21 protein-coding genes are annotated in these 21,435 nt (G+C 53.3%); 8 read left to right on the forward strand and 13 right to left on the reverse strand.

Annotation, left to right across the window (positions count from 1 at the left end; genetic code table 11):
- The first annotated feature begins 66 nt into the window (after nt 1-66).
- From cshA to map, 4 genes are all read left to right on the forward strand, one after another.
- Nucleotides 67-1,575 carry a degradosome RNA helicase CshA gene (gene cshA, locus KNP95_RS11875; RefSeq protein ID WP_131485905.1) on the forward strand — a complete coding sequence of 503 codons (1,509 nt, stop codon included), beginning with the start codon at nt 67-69 and terminating at the stop codon, nt 1,573-1,575.
- A gap of 100 nt (nt 1,576-1,675) precedes the next feature.
- Nucleotides 1,676-1,927, forward strand: coding sequence for a hypothetical protein (locus KNP95_RS11880; RefSeq protein ID WP_021067789.1), 252 nt, complete (start codon nt 1,676-1,678; stop codon nt 1,925-1,927).
- A 53-nt stretch (nt 1,928-1,980) separates the two neighbouring features.
- Nucleotides 1,981-3,156, forward strand: a complete 1,176-nt coding sequence (locus KNP95_RS11885) for an EAL-associated domain-containing protein (RefSeq protein WP_353048993.1) — start codon at nt 1,981-1,983, stop codon at nt 3,154-3,156.
- An 11-nt stretch (nt 3,157-3,167) separates the two neighbouring features.
- The gene (gene map / locus KNP95_RS11890; protein WP_029596039.1) at nt 3,168-3,917 is read left to right on the forward strand and encodes a type I methionyl aminopeptidase; all 750 of its coding nucleotides are present in this window, start codon (nt 3,168-3,170) and stop codon (nt 3,915-3,917) included.
- Nucleotides 3,918-3,966: 49 nt separating this feature from the next.
- Here the strand turns inward: map and menC are convergent, their stop codons facing one another.
- The 6 genes from menC to KNP95_RS11920 are packed head-to-tail and all read right to left on the reverse strand — an operon-like array spanning nt 3,967 to nt 11,067.
- Nucleotides 3,967-5,034: an o-succinylbenzoate synthase gene (menC, locus tag KNP95_RS11895; protein WP_214837300.1), complete on the reverse strand. Its 1,068-nt coding sequence runs from the start codon at nt 5,032-5,034 to the stop codon at nt 3,967-3,969.
- Nucleotides 5,018-6,391, reverse strand: coding sequence for an o-succinylbenzoate--CoA ligase (gene menE, locus KNP95_RS11900; protein WP_251138548.1), 1,374 nt, complete (start codon nt 6,389-6,391; stop codon nt 5,018-5,020). The genes menC and menE overlap by 17 nt, the downstream gene beginning before the upstream one ends.
- Nucleotides 6,392-6,437: 46 nt before the next feature.
- On the reverse strand, nt 6,438-7,262 hold the full coding sequence (gene menB, locus KNP95_RS11905; protein WP_214837303.1) for a 1,4-dihydroxy-2-naphthoyl-CoA synthase: 825 nt from the start codon (nt 7,260-7,262) through the stop codon (nt 6,438-6,440).
- Nucleotides 7,263-8,036, reverse strand: coding sequence for an alpha/beta fold hydrolase (locus tag KNP95_RS11910; protein WP_131472503.1), 774 nt, complete (start codon nt 8,034-8,036; stop codon nt 7,263-7,265). It abuts the gene before it with no gap.
- Nucleotides 8,036-9,685, reverse strand: a complete 1,650-nt coding sequence (menD, locus tag KNP95_RS11915; RefSeq protein WP_214837306.1) for a 2-succinyl-5-enolpyruvyl-6-hydroxy-3-cyclohexene-1-carboxylic-acid synthase — start codon at nt 9,683-9,685, stop codon at nt 8,036-8,038. The genes KNP95_RS11910 and menD overlap by 1 nt, the downstream gene beginning before the upstream one ends.
- Nucleotides 9,682-11,067 (reverse strand): isochorismate synthase, encoded by a 1,386-nt coding sequence (locus KNP95_RS11920; protein ID WP_029596034.1) that lies wholly within the window; start codon nt 11,065-11,067, stop codon nt 9,682-9,684. The genes menD and KNP95_RS11920 overlap by 4 nt, the downstream gene beginning before the upstream one ends.
- A gap of 166 nt (nt 11,068-11,233) precedes the next feature.
- Between KNP95_RS11920 and KNP95_RS11925 the strand changes: the two genes are divergently transcribed.
- Both KNP95_RS11925 and KNP95_RS11930 read left to right on the forward strand, forming a co-directional pair.
- Nucleotides 11,234-12,133 (forward strand): 1,4-dihydroxy-2-naphthoate polyprenyltransferase, encoded by a 900-nt coding sequence (locus KNP95_RS11925; protein ID WP_214802884.1) that lies wholly within the window; start codon nt 11,234-11,236, stop codon nt 12,131-12,133.
- A gap of 18 nt (nt 12,134-12,151) precedes the next feature.
- Complete coding sequence (locus KNP95_RS11930) at nt 12,152-12,703, forward strand: beta-class carbonic anhydrase (protein WP_021067779.1); 552 nt, start codon at nt 12,152-12,154, stop codon at nt 12,701-12,703.
- Between the two features lie 41 nt (nt 12,704-12,744).
- Here the strand turns inward: KNP95_RS11930 and KNP95_RS11935 are convergent, their stop codons facing one another.
- The 4 genes from KNP95_RS11935 to KNP95_RS11950 form a co-directional block, all read right to left on the reverse strand.
- Nucleotides 12,745-13,692, reverse strand: coding sequence for a YihY/virulence factor BrkB family protein (locus KNP95_RS11935; protein WP_214837309.1), 948 nt, complete (start codon nt 13,690-13,692; stop codon nt 12,745-12,747).
- Nucleotides 13,693-13,760: 68 nt separating this feature from the next.
- On the reverse strand, nt 13,761-14,198 hold the full coding sequence (locus KNP95_RS11940; protein ID WP_034797425.1) for an NUDIX domain-containing protein: 438 nt from the start codon (nt 14,196-14,198) through the stop codon (nt 13,761-13,763).
- 66 nt (nt 14,199-14,264) lie between these two features.
- Nucleotides 14,265-15,191, reverse strand: coding sequence for a carbohydrate kinase family protein (locus KNP95_RS11945; protein ID WP_214837312.1), 927 nt, complete (start codon nt 15,189-15,191; stop codon nt 14,265-14,267).
- Between the two features lie 110 nt (nt 15,192-15,301).
- A complete protein-coding gene (locus KNP95_RS11950; protein WP_214837315.1) occupies nt 15,302-17,209 on the reverse strand; it encodes a heavy metal translocating P-type ATPase in 1,908 nt (635 codons plus the stop codon).
- A 199-nt stretch (nt 17,210-17,408) separates the two neighbouring features.
- Between KNP95_RS11950 and KNP95_RS11955 the strand changes: the two genes are divergently transcribed.
- Nucleotides 17,409-18,344 carry a DMT family transporter gene (locus KNP95_RS11955; protein ID WP_214837318.1) on the forward strand — a complete coding sequence of 312 codons (936 nt, stop codon included), beginning with the start codon at nt 17,409-17,411 and terminating at the stop codon, nt 18,342-18,344.
- 137 nt (nt 18,345-18,481) lie between these two features.
- Complete coding sequence (locus KNP95_RS11960) at nt 18,482-18,784, forward strand: hypothetical protein (protein WP_021067773.1); 303 nt, start codon at nt 18,482-18,484, stop codon at nt 18,782-18,784.
- A 37-nt stretch (nt 18,785-18,821) separates the two neighbouring features.
- Here KNP95_RS11960 and KNP95_RS11965 read toward each other — a convergent pair whose 3' ends face one another.
- From KNP95_RS11965 to yfkAB, 3 genes are read right to left on the reverse strand one after another with little or no spacing between them, the layout of a single operon-like run.
- Nucleotides 18,822-19,964: an MFS transporter gene (locus tag KNP95_RS11965; protein WP_214837322.1), complete on the reverse strand. Its 1,143-nt coding sequence runs from the start codon at nt 19,962-19,964 to the stop codon at nt 18,822-18,824.
- 45 nt (nt 19,965-20,009) lie between these two features.
- The gene (locus tag KNP95_RS11970) at nt 20,010-20,204 is read right to left on the reverse strand and encodes a hypothetical protein (RefSeq protein WP_214837325.1); all 195 of its coding nucleotides are present in this window, start codon (nt 20,202-20,204) and stop codon (nt 20,010-20,012) included.
- A gap of 53 nt (nt 20,205-20,257) precedes the next feature.
- Nucleotides 20,258-21,364 carry a radical SAM/CxCxxxxC motif protein YfkAB gene (gene yfkAB, locus KNP95_RS11975; RefSeq protein ID WP_214837328.1) on the reverse strand — a complete coding sequence of 369 codons (1,107 nt, stop codon included), beginning with the start codon at nt 21,362-21,364 and terminating at the stop codon, nt 20,258-20,260.
- Nucleotides 21,365-21,435 lie beyond the last annotated feature (71 nt).

The raw sequence follows: 21,435 nt of genomic DNA on the forward strand, positions 1-21,435 counted from the left end.
ACATTGGAAAAACGTCTGTAGAACAAAACCTCAGACGTTTTTTGTATGAAAAAAGGAGAATATAATTTGACAAAATTCCAAGATTTACAGTTAAGTGAAGCATTAGTAAAAGGTGTACTCAAAATGGGCTTCGAAGAAGCTACACCGATCCAAGCTGAGACAATTCCTGTCGCACTCACAGGAGTGGACGTATTAGGTCAAGCGCAAACAGGTACAGGGAAAACAGCAGCTTTCGGTATTCCGACAATTGAGCGAATCGACACAAAGGCACGTCAAGTCCAAGCACTTGTTCTTGCACCGACACGTGAACTTGCGATTCAAGTTGCAGAAGAATTGAACAAAATCGGTGAAGCGAAGCGCGTTTACGCACTTCCAGTATACGGTGGCCAACAAATCGACCGCCAAATCCGTGGTTTGAAAAAGAACCCACAAATCGTCGTTGCCACACCGGGCCGCCTCATGGACCACATGAAGCGTAAGACGATCAAACTCGACGAGATCCAAACTGTGATCTTGGACGAGGCAGATGAAATGCTCAACATGGGCTTCGTTGAAGATATCGAGATGATTTTGAAAGGCCTTCCGGCTGAACGTCAAACGCTTCTCTTCTCTGCAACAATGCCACCACAAATCAAGAAGATTGCTGAGCGCTTCATGAAGTCGCCGACGATCATCAAAGTAAAAGCGAAGGAAATGACAGTTGAGAATATCAACCAACAATTCCTTGAATTGCGCGAAGGTCAAAAATTCGATACGCTTTGCCGTTTGATCGACATCGACTCGCCAGAACTCAGCATCATCTTCGCTCGTACGAAGAAACGTGTTGACGAAGTGACAGAAGCACTCATCAAACGTGGTTACACGGCTGATGGTCTTCACGGTGACTTAACGCAATCCAAACGTGACCAAGTCATCCGTCGTTTCAAAAACGGCACGATCGACATCTTGGTCGCGACAGACGTTGCAGCCCGTGGTCTTGATATCTCAGGTGTTACTCACGTTTACAACTTTGACGTCCCACAAGATCCGGAAAGCTACGTGCACCGCATCGGACGTACAGGCCGCGCTGGTAAAACAGGTACAGCCCTTACGTTCATCACGCCACGTGAATTCGGTCAAGTCAAAGCAATCGAACGCGTAACGAACAAGAAAATGAACCGTCGTCACGTACCGACAATCGCAGAAGTGCTCGAGGGCAACCAAAAGCAATCAGCTGAAGAATTGATCGAACGTGTTCAAGCGGGCGACTTCAAAGCTTACACGCAACTTGCGACTGAGCTTCTTGAAGAATACGAAGCAGTCGAGCTTCTTGCAGCGGCACTTCGTGGATTGACGAAAGAGCCAGATTCAACTCCGGTTGAAATCTCGTATGCAGAACCAGTACGCGTCAAACGTCAAGGTGGACGTAACGACCGTGGTGGATACCGTGGAAATCGCAGCGGCGGCGGCGAACGTCGTGGCGGCGGTGACCGTGGTGGACGCAGCGGTGGCGGCGGTGGATACCGTGGCAAACGCACGGGTGGAGACGACCGTCGTCGTTCAGACGACCGTGGCCCACGCCGTCCGCGTGACTAATCAATAACTAAAACCGCATCTCCTTAAGTGGATTTGCGGTTTTTTTTTTGGTGTCATGCTACACTAAACGAGTAGAGACAGAAAAATGAGGTGTCAACGGATGATTGAACTAGGTTTTGGTCTCGTCATACTATTGGCGTGCGTCCTGGCTTTGAAACCGATTATAACGCGGACCGAGCGTCCGAATTTCCGATATATCCCGGTCGCCACGCTCCTGTTCGGCGCGATGATTTGGCTTGTGATGGCCATCGGCGTGGGCGGGAAGATGGGAATCGGCTACGGTGTGATGAGTATCGTATATTTCATTGCTTGTTTCGGTGCCTATATGTATGTGCATACACGAGCGAGCTGAACCCAGCTCGCTTTCGTGTTTAGAAAAAAGACGAGGTGATCAAGTTGGACGCAGTGGATGTGATGATGAATCCAGAAGAAGTCGAAGTGACATTTGAACCAATCCTGGGAGCCGCCACCTTCCAAGTAGAAGGTTATATGGTCCATGGACAGTTCAGGGGCGAGTCGCTCACCCCATTCTTTTACGACGATGACGTTCCGCTCGAGTATCAGCTCGATATCGCCAAACGGATGGAGCGTTTAGCGGCCGAACAGTTAAGGGATGCGACGCAATTCGTCACGTTCCGATGTCGGTCAGAGTGGATTCTCGAACAAGGAGGCGAGGCGTTTTTGGCCCCGCTTCGAGAATTGAACTTCCCGCTCCATCGCATTTATGTGACGCTTCAAGGGACGGATCTCGTTGACGTGTCACGCTTGTCACGAGTCGTCCAATATTATCGTTCATCTGGTGTTAAAGTCGCACTCGACTTCGCAGAATCAACGAGTATCGAAGACATCATGACGGTGGCGCCTGAGATGTTGCTCGTCGATTTGGCGACGATGGTCGAGAAGAAGACGTTATCGGTCACGTATCCGCAAATGCTTCAGACGATGGAATATATCGCTTCCCGTCTCGGGGCTCCGCTCCTCTATAAATCGATCGACCATCTCGGACAGTTGCGTTATGCGTGGCGTCATGGCGGACGTTATTATATGGGAAGTCTCCTCGGGCAAAGCGATGCGATGCCGCCGCGCGAAGCGAAAGGTATGAGCGTATTGACGCAAGAAGTGCCGTCATTCTTCTTGCACGACCAAGAGCGATTGAAGCGATTGTATGAGCTCGAGTTCGAACTCCATAAACGAATTCAAGACCTCGTCCAAAGCGGGAAGTGGTCGCGCGATAAAAAAGATGAGTGGCTGCTCCATATCGCACCGAAACTCGAAGGAACGTTCGTCCGTTACTATTTGACGGACCAAACCGGGTTCCAGACGAGCGCGAACGTCTATCAGGCGCAGTCGAATTGGACGGTCGACAATACGTATCGCGGCTATAACTGGAGTTTCCGGCCGTACTTCATTCGAACGATGGCGGCGATGGACGTGCGCGGACGAGGTTACTTATCCGAGGATTATCGTGACTTCAGCTCGAACGAAGTGACACGGACGTTCAGTTATCCGTTACCGGACGGCATGTTCTTGTTTGCGGATTTATCAGAAGAGTTTTTATATCAAAATCGATTATTAGATTGAGAGGGAAAACGATGTTAGATTATGATTACGATGCCTTACGTGAGATTGGGCGAATCGTCGCTTTGGCACGCGACGAGATGGCGAAAGCGGTCAAACCGGGCATGACGACGAAACAGTTGGATGAGATTGGACAACGTATTTTGGAAGCGGAAGGGGCCGCCTCGGCCCCAATCACGATGTACGAGTTCCCAGGCTACACGTGCATCTCTATCAATGAAGTCGCAGCCCACGGGATTCCGGGCGAGCTTGTCATCCAAGACGGGGACGTGGTCAACGTCGACGTCTCGGCCGTGAAGGATGGTTACTATGCCGACACTGGGCGTACGGTCATCGCGGGCACACCGAAATCGGCTAAACACGAACGTTTGGTCGAAGTGTCATTGACCTCGCTCGAAGCGGGTCTCAGCAAAGTGAAGGCGGGCGTCAAGGTCAACCAAATCGGCAAGGCGATTTATGCCGATGCCCGGAAGAACGGCTTCACGGTCATCCGCAACTTAGCGGGCCATGGTCTTGGGCGCACCCTTCATGGGGAGCCGGAGACGATCTCGAACTACTATAGTCGTGAAGAAAACGACATCTTGAAAGAAGGTCAAGTTATTGCCGTCGAGACGTTCATCTCGACGCAAGACGAAATCGTCTATCAATCGGAAGAAGACGGCTGGTCGTTGTTCACCCCGAACAACAGCCTCGTCTCTCAATTCGAGCACACGGTCGTCGTCACGAAAGACGGCTATGAAGTGTTGACGGGCACATTCCGTTAACGATGAAAAGGCGGCAGACGCGAGGTCTGCCGCCTTTTTTGCGGAGTTTTTACAGGAGTCGAATCGTCTGTTCGCTCAGTTGCTCGATTGTCGTCCAATCCGGTGCGACCTGGTCGGGAAGCATCAACTGTCCGTTCTCGACCTCGAGCGGGGTATCGAGCAAATCGGTCTCGAAGTAAGCGCTCGTCCCGGACATATCGGCCGGGTAGGCGGCTCCACTCATTGAGGCGAATAAGAGCGTGTGATAACGGCCGATGGAGGACTCATACATACCTCCAACCCAGTAGGGGGTGCCGCTATCGCGAATCGCGAGTGCCTCGCTCCAGCCGCCTACGCGGGCCGGTTTGATATTGACGATGCGACCGGCTCGAAGTCGATGCATCGTCGCCACGTCTTGAGCCGAGCTAATCGATTCATCGAGACAAATCGGTGTGGCGAGCCGTGCCTGCAAGTCTGCTGTCTCGACCCAATGTGTGCTCGGATAAGGCTGCTCAATCATCAAGAGACGGTAGGTATCTAACGCCTCAAACCAGTCAAGCGGTTGCTCGGAGCCACTTCCGTTCAAATCAATCATGAGCGGGGCGTCCGGAAAATTGTTCCGAATTTCGCCGAGCGCAGGGAGTAGTTCATGCGGGGACGCTTTTAACTTGATCCGGTCGAATCCGGACGCGAGCGCAGACTCGATGGCGTTCAATGTTTGACTGAGCAGACCGATGCCGATGGTCCGGCCACAGGCCACGGTGTCGCCGGCTTGGACGTATTGTTTTAATGTCTGATTCGCGCTGGCCGCTTCCACTTCCCATAGAGCGCTCTCCCACATCGCTTTCGCCATCGGGTGGCCGATGATGGAGCTGACATGGGTACCGAACGAGGCGGCGGACAACGTCATTCCTTTCAACAGTTGGATAATTAAAGCGGACGTATCGATGACGGAGCGGACGGTCTCAGCCGTATACCATGGCGTCTCGAACGCGACACCTTCCCCGTAGCCGACAACACCGTCGACCGTCTCCAGACGGAGGATGGCCGTCCGTCTCGTCGTCAACACGGCGTGGGCGGTGACAATCGGATGTTTGAACGTGAGGGGGACGATATACAGTTCAGCGCGACGAATCATGGTCAGCCTCCTTTAAGCGATGACGCATCAATTTACCGTTGGCGTTACGAGGCAACTTGTCGACGGCAATCCATGCTTTCGGATGTTTATAAGACGCCAGATGGTCGTGCAACAGCTGAATTGCCTCATCGAAATCGAACGTACCGACCGTGAAGGCGACAGGTATCGCTCCCCAAGTCGGGTCGGGACGACCGACGACCCCTACGTCTTGAATGCCCTGGCAACGCAATAACACGCTCTCGATTTCGGCTGGATAAATGTTCTCGCCGCCAGAGATAATCAAGTCACTGCGACGGTCATGGACGTACAAGTAACCGTCCTTGATTGTGCCGAGATCACCGGTCTGCCAATAGCCGTCGGGCGTCCAGGCGTCGGCCTCTGGCTGTCTATAGTAACCAGGGGTCACCGTCGGTCCGTTCACTTCAATCTCCCCATCCGCATTGATACGGAGTTGGGTCGGCGCAATCGATTGACCGCTCGAACCGATGTGGGCGAGTGCCTCGGATGGCAAGAGTGTCGCGACTTGCGAACACGTTTCCGTCATCCCATACGTCTGGGCGACCGGTAACTGCCGTCGCTCGGCTTCTTCGAGCAACGGGCGCGGTACGGGACCACCGCCGACGAGCAGAAGTCGTAGCTGATGGCGGGAAAGACCTGCGTCGAGGAGACGCTGAAGCATGACGGCGACAAGCGAGATGTGGGTGATTCTTGCCGTCTCAATCAACTCGAGTGTCCGGACGACATCGAACCTCGGTTCGACGTATAATGTCGAACCGAAACGGGCGCTCCGATACACTTGGGCGAGTCCGCTCATATGGAAGAGTGGCGTGACGATGAGCATCTGATCACTCATCCCATATCCGAGGCGCGTCTTGGCCGCCTCGGCGCTCGCGATGTGATTGCCGAACGTCTGCTTTACGGCCTTGGATCGACCGGTCGTGCCCGAGGTGAACATGAGCGACATGACTTCATCGTCTGCCCATTCGTGCGGTGTGGCGAGTGACGCCTCATCTCGTGACGTCAACTCGAATTGGGTGATCGACAGTTCAATCGGTTCATCGACGAGCAATACATCGATATCGGCCGTCTCGATTTGTCCTGCCAGTTCGCTCATCGTCAACCGTGTGTTGAGCGGAACGAGCACTTTTCCGAGTAACTGGATGGCATGGACAGCGATGACATAATCAGCGCTGTTCGCAGCGCGTAATCCGATATGGCGGGCTTCGGGTGCGACCCGTTCCAAGAAGTGGGCTAAACGGGCACTCTCCGCGCTTAACTCGGCCCAGGTCAAACTGACGGACGCGGTGACGAGTGCCATGGCGTCACGTCGATGTTGTGTCACATAACGATTCATCATCAGGACCTCCAAAAAAAGAGTAGCGAAGTCGCTACTCTTTGTCGATTTACGGGAAACGCGGGAACTGACCGAAGTCTGGGTCGCGTTTTTCTTTGAAAGCGTCGCGTCCTTCTTTCGCTTCGTCTGTCGTGTAGTAGAGAAGCGTCGCGTCGCCGGCAAGCTGTTGAAGTCCTGCAAGTCCGTCCGTGTCGGCGTTCATCGCTGCCTTCAAGAAGCGAAGGGCCGTCGGAGAGTGTTGCAAGATCTCTTGGCACCATTGGATCGTCTCGGGTTCAAGTTGCTCGAGTGGGACGACCGTGTTGACGAGTCCCATGTCAAGCGCTTGCTGTGCGTCGTATTGACGGCAGAGGTACCAGATTTCGCGTGCTTTCTTGTGGCCGATGATGCGAGCCAAGTAACCTGAACCGTAACCGGCATCGAACGAGCCCACTTTTGGTCCAGTTTGACCGAAACGGGCGTTGTCGGCTGCAATCGTCAAGTCACAGACGACGTGCAAGACGTGTCCGCCACCGATTGCATAACCGGCTACCATGGCGATAACTGGTTTCGGGATGACGCGAATCAAGCGTTGAAGGTCGAGGACGTTCAAGCGTGGAATCTCGTCGTCACCGACGTAGCCGCCGTGGCCGCGTACTTTTTGGTCGCCGCCTGAGCAGAAGGCTTGATCGCCTTCACCAGTCAAGATGATGGCACCGACTTCTTTATCGTCACGGGCGCGTGCGAACGCGTCGATGAGCTCGTTTACCGTGAGTGGACGGAACGCGTTCCGTACTTCCGGACGGTTGATGGTGATTTTGGCGATGCCGTTCCACTTCTCGTACTTGATATCTTCGTACGTGCGGACCGATGTCCAGTTTGCTACTGATTCCATTTAAATTCCCCCTAAAATCAATTTCTCTATCATTGTACCAAATTGTTGGGCATTCTCGACATGTGGAGCATGAGATGCGTCCGAAATTTCATGAATTTCAATATCGGGACGGATCAACTGCATGTTCCGAGCAATCTGTTGAAACTTCACATCGTGTTCTCCGACAATCAAATCGGTGCGAGGTAAGCGCTCGAGTAGCGGCCAGAGCGACGGCATGCTGCCCGTCCCGATAGCGCGAAGGCTGTCCGCGAGTGCGACTGGATGTTGGGCCAACCGCTCAGGACGGAGTGCGGCACGCATCTCATTAGTCTGATGCCAGAGCGGAAGCTGTTCCCAACGGTCGACGAACGCCTCAAGTCCTGCTCGCTCGATGAATTCAGCGAGCTTTTCGTCTTGAAGCCGGCGTTGTCGACGTTCGGCCGCACTGAGTCCGGGCGTCGTGCTAATGCCGATAAAATGGGTGACCCGATCATCATAGGCGGCGAGTGTCATGCCGACACGTCCGCCGAGCGAGTAACCGACGACCGTCCACGGACCTTCGTCCGTATCGAGTAGCGCCGACAAGTCTTTTACCTGTTGACTCATCTTGGCACGCTCGACCGGCTGATGGCCCGTTTCACCATGTTGCAACAGTGTCGGGGCGACGAGTCGGACGGGTAGTTCCGGGAAGCGGGAAAGCCATCCCGCGTTTCCTGTGAAGCCGTGCAACAGCAAGACCGGCCGGCCGTTGCCGCGTTCGAGCACCTCGTACGAGACGCCTCGCAGCGAACGCATCACGACTCATTCCCCGTCGCCAAGCGGTCCGTGAGCGAAGCAGTCCAACGACGGTGCTCCGCCACGTTCGTCGTACGGTCGGATGGAAACTCGATGAGTTGGACGCCCGCCTCGATGGCGGCCGTGACGTCTTCAGGCTGCTCCAGCCGTTGATAGCTGAGCCCGTATGTGTCAGCGAATCCACGCAGGTTCAGCTGCAGCGGTGTCCCGAACAAGTCCTCGAACATTTGCGGTGCGATCGAAGCTTGTGGCAAGAAGGAGAAGATGCCGCCCCCGTCGTTGTTGACGACGACGATGGAAAACGAACCTGGATGCGATTTGACGAGCTGGAGCGCGTTGCTGTCATGATAAAATGCCAAGTCGCCGATCAAGAGGGCGGCCTTGTCCGTATCGTGACAGGCACCGAGCGCGCTCGAGATGATGCCGTCAATCCCGTTCGCCCCGCGGTTGGCGACGACGTCAAGCGAACAGCCGGCTGAGAGCGTCGTATCGATATCACGAATCGGCATACTGTTACTGACGAAGACGCGTTCGAGACGCGCCGCCAGCAAATGACGCGTCAATGCACTTTCTCCGCTCAAAGCAGGTTTCGCGGATTCGGTGATCTGTTCGAACAACGCGAACCGATCGAATAAGTCGACGTCATAGTTTTTGTTGATGGCGGCTACATAATCAATCGCATCTCCGTACACGACCGTAGCATGATTTGACGGGTCGCGGAACGAGCCCGGTTGCTCAATCAAGACGCACGGGACGTCCTGGAGCCACTGGTTCAATCGTTTCGAGACAGGAGCGGCGCCGAAGCGGACGACCGTGTCAGGCGTCCATTCCGTCCGATGCTCGCTCGCGAGCCATGTGTCGTAGTTCGTCAGCACGTGATCAAATCGGCGCATCCCGCTCAACGGGTCGGCGAAAATTGGGATATGATACGTTCGCGCCGCTTTATAAATCGGCTCAAGCCATGACGCCGGTGTCCCGGGACCGACGAGGAAGGCGAGACGGTCAACATCGATGTCTCGTTTGAAGCGGTTGACGTCACTTGTTGTCGGTTTGAGATAGGTCGGTTCAGACAATTCGGTGTCCCCTTCAAGCAGTGACGTTAAGCGTTCGATGTCCGGCAATAACGGCTCGCGGAACGGGATGTTCACGTGGACTGGTCCGAACGGCGCGTGCATGCTCGTTCGAACGAGCCGTGTCACCGCTTGTTCCATGTAGCGCTGGCTGGCAGCTTCAGGAACAGGGAGGTCGATGCTCGCTTTGACGTGCTCGCCGTACAGCCGGACTTGATCGATTGCTTGAGGAGCGCCGACGTTCCGTAGTTCATGCGGACGGTCTGTCGTCAATACGATGAGCGGCAACTGCGAGATGTTCGCCTCGGCCACCGCGGAAAAGTAGTTGGTCGCAGCGGTGCCACTCGTGCAGATGAGCGCGACCGGTCGCAACGATGAGGTCGAGCGGGTCAAGCCGAGAGCGAAGAAGGCGGCCGAACGTTCATCGACGATGATATGATGACGGACGCTCGGATGAAGATAAGCGGCCATGGCCAGCGGGGTCGAGCGCGAACCGGGACTGATGACGATATCCTCGACGCCTTGTTCGACGAGCCGGTTCATCATCTGGGCGACCCAATCCGTTAACGTTTCATTCATGCTTGATTGCCTCCTGCGCTTACTTTGTCCAACCCGAGTGCTTGCTTGATTGGACTGAGCTTGATTTCCGTCTCGGCGAGTTCCGCTTCGAGCTCAGACTCTTGGACGATTCCACAGCCTGCGTATAGCGCCACGAATTGGTGATGCACGAGGGCGGATCGGATTGAGACGACGAATTCGCCTTCTCCTTCCGTATTCAACCAGCCGAACGGCGAACCGTACCAACCGCGGTCGAAGCGCTCAATCTCACGCAATAAGCGGACAGACGTCCGTTTCGGTGAACCGCCGAGCGCGGGGGTCGGGTGGAGCGACTCGATGATGGACAGCAATGACGCATTCGTATCGAGCGTCGCTTGAATCGGTGTATGCAGATGGAACACCGAGCGATTTTCTAATATACGCGGCGTTTCGGGTGCCTTGATGGTAGCCGCGTATGGAGTGAGGGCGTTTTTAATGTCCTTCACGACGATTTGATGCTCATCTAAATTCTTCGCATCGTGCAACAGTGTCTGTTTGGCTACATCCGCCTCGATTTCTGTGTCCGGTCGTTTAATCGTTCCGGCGATGGCTGCCGTTTCGATGTACGGCCCTTGTTTTTTGACGAGGCGCTCCGGGGTCGCCCCGAAAAAGCCGATTTCTCGCTTCGGTTGATATAAGAAGACGTAACTGCCCGTTTGATGTTCTGACAAATGGCGTAACGTCGTCGCGAACGGGAACGGCTCTTCTGATGTTTGATAAATCTCTTCACGAGCGATGACGATTTTCTCGACACGTTCTTCCGAGATGTTCAATTTGGCTTGTTGGAAGCTCGACTTGAAGTGGTCGACGCCATCTTTCACTTGAGAGTAGGTCGGTGACTGCTCGTCGGGAGCGTGCAACGCGTTGAACTGGGCGAGCTGATCGGCCAGTTGAATCAAATATTGTTCGACCGAACGTTTCGCCGACACGAGCGTCGAGACGGTCAACGTGTGTTTGTCACCCGAACGGCGATATAAAAATTTAGGCACGACCAATGACGCTTCGCCGAACGCTTCCCACATATTTTTCTGGGGGCGGATGAACGTGTCGAACGAGAAGCCCGAGAACGCATAAATGACCGCGTCGACGTCCCGGCGGTGCAGGCTCCAATCATATTGCAACCGTTGGAACCGTTCCGGGCCAGAAGCCGTCAACACGAGCGCATCGGCACATCCGAGCATCTCGAGGGAGCGGTCGGGTGTCGAAAAATAATAATGGGACGTTTCGGTATTTTGAATGATATGAAACGCGTCGAACGAAGGGATCTCCCACGTGTAGGAGGCCAAGACCGGCCGTTGCCAAGCACGTGCCCGTTTATGGGCTTGCTCGATTCGTTGTTTAATGTGTGTTTGAGTATCTGGCATGTAAGAAAAGCCTCCTCAATCCAATGGAATTCTCATTCTTTAGTGTATCATGACTTCACGGCAGAACTGGCCGTCAAATGCTCGGGAAAGTGAAGGGAACCGTTCGAGCGACGGGCATTGACAGATTTTTTTAAAGAGACGTAAACTAACGAAGGGAGGGAAGTGCATGAAGAAGAGAGAGAAAGGTGCCTATTGGCGCATGATTCGTCCGCACACATTGACGGCGAGCTTCATACCGGTGCTGTTAGGGACGTTCATCGTCCTCGGGCAAGTCGAATTGAAATGGGGACTGTTCCTGGCGATGCTCATCGCCTCGGTCTTGATTCAAATCGCGACGAATTTATTCAATGAGTATTACGATTATAAGCGCGGGCTCGACCATGAAGGGTCAATCGGAATCGGTGGTTCAATCGTACGCGATGGATTCACACCGGGCCAAGTCCTCGGGATTGCCCTTGGGATGTACGGGGTAGCGGCCGTGCTCGGTCTTTATATCGCCGCTTCGACGAGCTGGCACTTGATTTGGATCGGCGTGTTGTCGATGGTCGTCGGGTTCCTCTATACAGGAGGTCCGCTTCCCATCGCCTATACACCGTTCGGTGAACTCGTCGCCGGTCTGTTCATGGGGTATGTCATTATCGGAATTTCAGGATACCTCCAAATCGGAACGGTGACGACGGAGCTGTTGCTCGTGTCGTTCCCGATGGCGCTGTTAATCGGGGCCATCTTGCTCGCGAACAATATTCGCGACTTAGATAACGATAAAGTGAACGGGCGCAAAACGATTGCCTGTCTCGTCGGACATCGACGTGCGGTTCTCGTCTTAGCCGGATTCTTTATCGCGGCGTTGATTGGCATTATCGTCGCTGTCGTCGGGTTTGGCGTGACGCCTTGGGTGCTGTTGTCACTCTTGACCATTCCGATTATGATTCGGGCGGTGAAACGCTTTTGGATCAAACAGGAACCGGCTCAATTGATGCCAGCGATGGCGATGACCGCAAAAGTGAACACGTTGTTCGGTGCTTGGATGGTCATCGGTTTGATGGTCGCGCGATTCATCGCGTAAATAAAAGGAGGGAACCATATGTCAGTCGTTCAAGAAATGTTAGCGTTCAATGAAAAATTCGTCTCGGAGAAACAATACGAAGAGTTCGTCTCGGACAAGTTCCCCGATAAGAAAATTGTCATTTTAACATGTATGGATACACGTCTGACGGCGTTACTGCCGAAAGCTCTCGGTTTGAAAAACGGGGATGCTAAAATTATAAAAAATGCGGGTGCTGTCCTATCACATCCGTTCGGTTCGGTCATGCGTTCCATTCTTGTCGCGCTGTATGCGCTCGGAGCGGAAGAAGTCATCGTCATCGGGCACTATGATTGCGGGATGGCGGCCATCGACCCAAACGCGGTCATCGGCGAAATGGAGCGTCGCGGGATCGAACCGCAAACGCTCCAGACGCTCAAATCGTCGGGTATGGATTTGGAGAAGTGGTTACACGGGTTTGACTCGGTCGAAGCGAACGTCGTCAACTCGGTCAGTCTCATCAAAAACCATCCACTCTTGCCACCGGGCACGAACGTCCACGGATTCGTCATCGATCCGGCGACGGGACGTCTCGATGTCGTCGAAGCATAACGTAAAAGGCGGTCTCTCCTGCAGAGACCGCCTTTCTTTGGTTACCCGTATGTGTTGACGGGAATGTCTTTATACTCGTCCTCGTCCGAATCTTTCGATTTGGACTTTTTATTTTTCTTATAGTTTTTCTCGTACTCACGTTCGCTCGGCGTTTTGAAGAAACGTTGCCAAGTAGCATTGATTTCTGACCCGATCAAAATGATCATGCCGGTCAATTGTAACCAGAGCAACGTGACGATAATCCCCCCGAGTGAACCGTACGTCGAATCGTAGTTGCCGAAGTTTGAGACGTACAGGCTGAATCCGAGTGAGACGAGCTGCCAGGCGATGACGCCGAAGACCGCGCCTGGAATCGTGCTCTTCCAAAACACGTGTTGTTGAGGAGCAATCTTATAAAAAATCGAGAGCGTCAAAATCAAGATGACGGTCGTCAACACGTAGCGGAACACGTTAATCAAGATGACGTCAGCCCCTGAGATGGGGATGAAGCGCATCAAAAAGTCGATGATTTGTGAACCGAACACGTTCGAGACAATGAGCAACAGTACGCCGACACCGAGCAAGAGCGTCAAGCCGAGCGCGATGCCTTTGCTGACGAAGAAGTTTCGTTCGTTGTCTTCCCCGTATGCGTGAATCGCCATGTTAATCAAGCGTTCGACCCCTTTAGCGGCCGACCAAATCGCCAAAATCGCACCGATTGAGAGGAGTCCGCCGCGCGGTTCGCCAATCGCGTCAAAAATCCCGGTCAAAAAATCAGTCGCGGCCGCCCCAGGCGCCAAGTTGTTCAACTGTTCTTGGAACGATGCCTGGGAAATGTCGAAGAACGACAGCAACGCGAGAATGAAGATGATGCCCGGAAAAATCGATAAGAACCAAAAAAAAGCGAGCGTCGCGCCGTAATCTTGAACATCATGTTCTTTGAAGCGACGAAGCAACTCTTTCCCGAAGGCGAACCAATTCTTTTTTTCTTTCACTTCTGTAGTATCCATGTATGAGCCTCCTGAACGTTATCGTTAGAAACTTTCTTTCCCGAAATGTCAGGAGGCTACACATAAAATCAGTCTTCGGCCAGCGTTTTATTGAAAAAGCGCTCGGCCTCGTTCGCGAGCAAGTCGGCGAGTGACGGCGGTCGTACCGGCAAATGGCTGAGCGCGCTGCGTTTCACCCACATCGGTGTGTATGAACCGTTCGTCTGTTCGGCTTGAAACTCTTCGCCCGTGCCGGTGCCGAATTCGCCACCGGTCACGCGAGCCCAGTAATACGGGTTCAACTCGCCATTGAAAGCGACGTGAGCGGCGATCCCTTCGAGTTCGACGTGGACGCCGAGCTCTTCGAACGCCTCACGGACGGCCGTCTCTTCGGCGGTATGGCCGAATTCGACTCCGCCACCTGGGAAGACATAATACAAGAGGTTCTCTTTTTCTCGGCGAATGAGCGCGACTTCGTCATGTTCATTCACGAGGATGATGGCACTGCGTAATTTCGTTCTGACCAATGGAATCGTTCCTTTCGATTTCGAATCGTGAACAAAACGCATCGACTCGCGGCCGATGCGTTTTGGTTAATCTGCTGCTGGTTGTTCGAGTGATGCATACATATCACGCGTCAGGCCGTTATCGTGCGAGGCGATGACTTTCCCGGCGACGCGCATGCCGAGTCGGAGCGCATCCTCAATCGGATGGCGTTTCATCAACTCGGAGATGACAGCGGAGAAGAACGAGTCACCGGCACCGGTCGAGTCGGCGACTTTCACTTTCGTCGTCGGGACGTGGCCTTGTTCGTTCGTACGCAAGTCGACATAGACCGCACCGAGTTCACTCATCGTGACGATTGTGAGCGGGGCACCTTTCATGGCGAGCACTTCAGCGACACGTAACGCATCGTCCACCGTGACGATCGACATGTCAGATAGAATCTCTGCTTCTTCACGGCTACAGATGAAGCCGGTGAAGCCTTGAAGCAAATGGCGGTTCCGTTCGATGACAGACAGATGGCCGCACACGCCGTAAAGCGGGAGTTTCATCTCGCGGCATAGCTCAATCGTCTCGTTGAGCACGTTGACCGACAAGTCGAGGTCGATGGCGACCGCCTGACTTTCGGCGAACACCGTATCGATGCGACGAAGGATACATTCTTCCATCATCGCCTCGTCCGGTTGCTTCGAGATCGACGTTTGAAGATCGCCGTTGTTATCCATGACGGCTAGCCACATGCCCATGCCGTTGTCATCGAGCAAATCGACGTGATCGACGTTCACATTCAAACCGCGGAGCTCCTCGAGGACACCCATCCCGATTTGATCGTTCGTCACGGTCGACACGAAACGGACATCATTGCCGAGGACACCTAAATTTTGAGCGACGTTACGGCCGGTTCCGCCGTTTGAGAACGCGATGTCACCGACGTTCTTGGCATCTTTATGGAGCGGGGCGAACGAGGTTCCTTTAATATCGACAAACACTTTGCCGATTACTGCTATCGTATTCATACACTGTACCACCTTTAGCCAATCTTCCTAATCAGTTCCGGTCTAATTAGACACATTGTTTCAATTATAGCGAAATCGCCAACGGCTTTCAATGACGGTGTCGATTTTTGTCAGTCCCATGACGTGCTGAGCAAGCGTAGGCCGTTCAAAATGACGAGGATGGTCGATCCTTCGTGCCCAACGACGGCGAATGGCATGACGAGCAATTCGAAGATGTTCGTCGCAATCAAGACGAGGATGACCCCTAATGCGAACACGACGTTTTGGAGGACGACCCGATTCAACTTACGCGACTGTTTGATGGCCGAGCTTAGGCGGTTCAAATCGTTCTTCATCAAGACGACGTCGGCCGTCTCGAGAGCGGCGTCCGTCCCTTCTCCCATCGCAATCCCGACATCGGCCGTCGCGAGGGCAGGGGCGTCGTTAATCCCGTCACCAATCATGCCGATGCTGCCATACTCTTGTTTCAATCGTTTAATGTGCTCGACTTTCTCTTCCGGAAGACATTCGGCAATATAGCGGGTCAAGCCGGCCTCGGAGGCGATAGCGCGTGCTGTTGCCTCGTTGTCACCCGTGATCATGATGGTGGCGATGCCGAGGTGGTTGAGTCGCTCGATCGCTTGCTTGGCCTCGGGACGTAACGTGTCTCGAAGCGCGAACGCCCCAATTGTCTTCTCTTCGTCACTGATGAATACGAGTGTGTGGCCGGCCGCTTTCAAACGTTCGACTTCGTCGCGGAAAAAGTCGTGGCTGCGATCGGCGAATTTCTGTTTACCGACCCGGTAAGCGACACCGTCGATGGTCGCTTCAATCCCAGACCCGGTCACGTCTTTAAAGTGTTCCATCGCCCCCGTATAACTGCCCGTATACTGAACGAGCGCCTCGGCGAGCGGATGCATCGAATGTTCTTCAATCAAGCTGACAATGCGATACACGTGTTCTTGTGTCGTATCGGGATGAATCAACGCCGCTTGGACTTCTGGTTTACCGATTGTGAGCGTACCGGTCTTATCGAACGCGACGGCTTTCAAACGTCCCATATTTTCGATATGGACACCGCCTTTGAATAAAATCCCGTGTTTAGCAGACGAGGCAATGGCTGCGAGTGCCGCCGGCGTGATGGCGGCAACGAGTGCACACGGCGAAGCGACAACGAGAAGGATCATCCCGCGGTAAATGCTCGTCTCGAGCGACCATGACGTCAATACCGGGCCGAGCAAGATGATTGCCGTGACGGAAGCGAGCACGACTTGAACGTAGCGTCCCTCGTACCGGTCGATGAACTGGGCGGACGGTGATTTTTCTTCTTGCGCCTGCTGGACCATTTGAATGATTTTTTGGAACAATGTCTCTGTGGCGAGCTTTGTCACTTCGAGCGTCAAGACACCGTTCAAGTTTACGCTTGATCCATATACCTCATCGCCGACGTTCCGGTCGACCGGAATCGATTCACCGGTGATGGCGGCTTCCTCAATCGAGGCGCTACCTTTCAAAATCCGACCGTCGACCGGGATGCGCTCGCCGGGTCTTACGTAGATGTGGTCACCGACGCGCAGTTCGTCGATATGGACGAACTCGAGGCCGCCCGAGCTGTTCAATCGGGTCGCTTGCTCAGGTTGGAGTTCCATGAGCGATTCAAGGGCACGCTCATTTTTATTCATCGTATACGTCTCAAGAGCGCCTGATAACGCGAAGATGAAGATAAGGATGGCGCCTTCCATCCAGTACCCGATTGAAGCGGCACCGATGGCGGCGATAATCATGAGTAGCTCGACGTTCAAGGAGCGCGTCTCCCATGTATCGGTCAAGCCTTCCTTGGCTTTGGCATATCCGCCGATTAAAAAGGCGGTCAAATACAGAGTGACGTAGAGCGCAGGAGCTCCGTCTTGTCTTTCCGCGATATATGCGAGTACAATCAATACACCACTGATGAGCGCCATGATGAGCTCGATATGTTCGACCCAGCTGGCCCGTTTGAAGACGTGGCTTTTTTCGTGTGTGACGGTTGATGTGTTCATGTGAGCACCTCTTTCTAATTGAGAATATATATCAGTTAAATGATAATGAATGAGGATGATTATCATTATCCATTGTTGATATTATTAGGTTTTACGCGAATTAAAGGTGAATCCCTTATTTATAATGATTATCGTGTAAGTCTATTTTAGCACCAAACGTAATCACTCACAAACTAAAAGATTAAGGAGTTTTTGTGTCATGCCGAATGTATTTCAACGCCCTTGGACGGTCACGTTCTTGGCCCTATTCAACACGTTCTTATGGGGGAGCGCCTTTCCGTTCATCAAACTGAGCTACGAAGCGCTCGATATCCAGGACCACGAATACGGGCAACAGCTGTTCTTTGCCGGGGAACGCTTTTTATTGGCCGGTCTGCTCTTACTCGTCATCAGTCGACTCGTCTTCAAGCGCCCGATTCGCTTAACTGCTGAAAAGCTAAAGGCGTATGCGCATTTAGGGGCATTTCTGACGTTCTTACAATATTTGTTCTTCTATATCGGACTTTCCATCTCGACGGGGGTGCAGGGTTCGATTATCGCGGGGTCGACGTCATTTTTCCAGATGGCACTCGCTCATTTTCGTTATGAGGATGATCGCTTGAATCGTTTGAAAGGGATTGCCCTTACGCTCGGATTCTCCGGAATCGTCATCGCCAACTGGCCGACGGCAAGCGCGGAAGTCGGGTTTGGGATTGGAGAGATTCTGCTGATTATGGCGATGATCTCAGGCGCGTTCGGGAATTTGGTTGCCAAAGATTATTCGCGCTCGCATGACGTCGCTCCGATGACGGCTTGGGCGATGGTGATTGGCTCGCTCGGACTACTCATCGTCGGTTACGTGCTTGCGCCAGGGGATGTGTTCCTGCCTTACACCGTGACGACCCTCTTCTTCTTGTTGTATCTCGCCCTCTTGTCGGCGGTCGGGTTCACATTATGGAATACGCTGATGAAATATAATCCGGTCAGCCGGGTATCGCTCTATATGTTCTTTGTTCCCTTATTCGGTGTCGTCCTATCGAGCGTGTTACTCGGGGAGACGATTCCATGGAACGCGCTTGTCGGGTTGTTGTTCGTCATCGCTGGGATTTATCTCTCCACATATTTTCAAGGACGAGCGAATCGGGGAGTGCGATGACAAAGTGAGGGAGAGGCATGGTTGACGGAATCTTGTTCCCATGGCAAAATATATTAAAAATTCTGAATTCTTTCAGTTGAAATCGGTCTTCGTTGTAAAGACTTGCGTGCGAATCGAAAAGAAAGGAGGGTGCTACCGTGGCAAGAAATCCAATCGTCCGAAACATACTCATCTCTCGACAACCGCGAGACGAGTATGTCAAATACGTGATGAAGTGCGTAAGTCGCGGGTTGAAGGAACATCATGAGCAAGTGGACGCGCGTGCTATGAGGCATGGCGAAGACATTCAGACGAAATGGCAAATCAATGATCGAGTCATTGAAGTCACGCTCAAGTCCGACGTGTTGGCCTCGCTCGAGACGGAACCGTTCGCGCTCGATGAGGTGTTCATGCGGGCGTTCGAACGAAACGATGTCAGGCTCGGTCCGGTGAAAGAATAACGTGAAACAGGGAGGGTCTCGGCGGAGACCCTCCCTTTTAGATGTCAATCGGCTTGGCTTTCGCCGTGAATAAACTGATGGCCAAAATCCCAAGAATGAGCGTATACATCAAGAAATACACTTCTTTTGGCAACGCGATCCAAAATGCGCCAATCATCGGTCCGCTAATCGAACCTACGCTGAACGAGATGCTATAGAGCATATTGCCGGTCGGTAACAACGAACGTGGCAACACTTCCGTCATATGGGCCAGTCCGAGCGAATATGTCGAGCCGAGCCCGGCGCCTGCGAGCGCGAACAAGACGAGGAGCCAGACGTAATGGTCGACAGCCAGGTTGGCGATCGCAAAAACGAGCGTGCCGAGTGTCAGGACGATTTGAAGAATCCGCTTTTTCCCGAAGTGATCGGCGAGCCGACCGAGCGGTAATTGCACGACAATCGAGGCGACGATGAACGTCGTGATGAGCGTGCTCGTCTGCGTGAGCCCGATATCGTTGCGGACTGTGAAAATCGGTAAGTTGGCATTCAAGCTCGCTTCAAGGAACCCGTATGTAAAAGCAGGTAAGAGCGTATACCCGCCGCCGATGAGGACGAGTCGGATGCGTCCTTTCGAGTCGGTCTTCACTTTCTCGGCCTCAGGATACTCATTGTCGACCTTGAAGATCAAGAACAAGGATGCGAGACAGAAGACGATCAAGACGAGGAACGGCAGCCAAAAGTGAAGGTCGACGAGCGGCGCGATGAGCGGACCGACCGCGAAACCGAGGCTGAACGCCATCCCGTAATACGCCATTGCTCGTCCCAGGCTCCGCTTATCGCTCGCGGACGTGACCCACACTTGGGATCCGTAATGGAGCGCCGAGTCACCGAAGCCGATGACGAAACGCATGAGCGCCCACATGAGCAGGGACGGCCAGAGCGGCAAGAAGAACGTAGCGAGCGCCGTCAAGATGATGCCAAGGACGATGGTCGGACGAAATCCGTACTTGCGGACGAACCGTTCGAGTAGCGGGGCGGAGACGATGACCCCGAGATAGAGCATGGTCGCGTTCAACCCGTTCAACCAGGCCGGGTTGCCGTCCCGTTCGATGAGTGTCGACAAGAGCGGGATGAGCGCACCTTGAATCAAGCCGGAGATAAAGACGACAAGTAATAAAATTGAAAATCGAAAGCGTTGCATAGTTCACCTCATCATTGATTGCATAGTAAAAAGCTGAGAAGAGTCTCAGCATTTTGGCTCGTCAATCGGTTGGGGTACATGGTTCAAGTGTAAGAGTTCATCGTCCCAACTGCCTTGACTGAATACTTCATCACGGTCTACTTTGTCTGAAACGAATGCGGCTGTCAATAAGATGCTGAGCACACCACCGAAAATGATGATGGCCATGACGGTGATCATAAATACATAGATGGCTGTCATCTTCAAACACCTCGATTCAGTTTATATACTGAACATTTCCCGAATCGAAGTAATTAAAACGGTTCGGCCACACGTTCCCGGAAGTTCACTTCAGGATAGTACGCTTGTTTGACGAGTGCGTTCGGGCCGAGGCATTTGACAGCCGGACAGTGGCAGGACAGTGTGGCGTTCAAACTGCTGTTCGTCCACGCCTCATACGCGTCTTGGAACGAGGTGTCATACAACGTCCCGAGCGTGCCGAGCTCATCGCCGAAGTCGGTGACGATGATTTGGCCGTCGAAGATGTTCGTGTTGAGGCGTGAGCGGCCATCCGGGTCGTTTCGCACGGTCACGTTCTTCGCCTCGTGGAGCCGTTTCAATAAAGCGCGGTCTTCCGGTAACTCGGAACAAGCATAGAACGGCAACGTTCCGAACAGCATCCAAACGTTCTCGTCCCGGACATCGAGCAGGTCGTGAATCGCCTGGCGAGTGTCAGGGAGCGACGCCGACTCGAGCGAACTGGCAAAATCGGCGGGGTACATTGGGTGCACTTCATGACGTTGACAGCCGAGTGCGACAATCTCTTCATGGATTTCCTTCAAGTGCGGAATCGTCCGTTTGTTGAGCATCGTCTCGGCCGATACGATCACACCCTCGGCCGTAAGCGCACGGGCGTTGTCTTTCATCGTCTGAAGCATCTTCAAACGTGCCTCCGCGCTCGGTTTTCGGTCCATCATCGCGAAACCGCCCTCTAAGAAGTCGGCGTCCGTTCCCCAGTTATGCGAAATGTGCAAAACGTCGAGGTAAGGGGTAATAAGATGGTAGCGAGAGAGCGGGAGCGTCAAGTTTGAGTTGATTTGCGTGCGGGCGCCGCGCTCCTTAGCGTAACGCAAGAGTGGGACGACGTAGTTGCGCACCGATTTCATCGACAGCATCGGTTCGCCGCCCGTAATCGAAAATGCGCGTAAATGCTCGATTTCATCCAAACGCGAAATCAATAAGTCAAGCGGGACTTCGGGTTCTTCTGTCTGGTCGAGCATATAGCCGACCGCGCAATGCTCGCAGCGCATATTGCATAGTTTGGTCGTCGTCACTTCTACGTTCGAAAGGACGAGGCGACCGAACTCGGTTTGATCGAGGTATGCTTCCCACGGATCAAACGTTGTCGAGATGTTTTGCATATCAATTCCACCTTTTCTTCAAGTCACACGAAATAGTATGCTATAATAACAACTCTTTGTCACGAACCAAA

Source organism: Exiguobacterium sp. s36, from assembly GCF_018618345.1.
GTDB lineage: Bacteria > Bacillota > Bacilli > Exiguobacteriales > Exiguobacteriaceae > Exiguobacterium > Exiguobacterium chiriqhucha.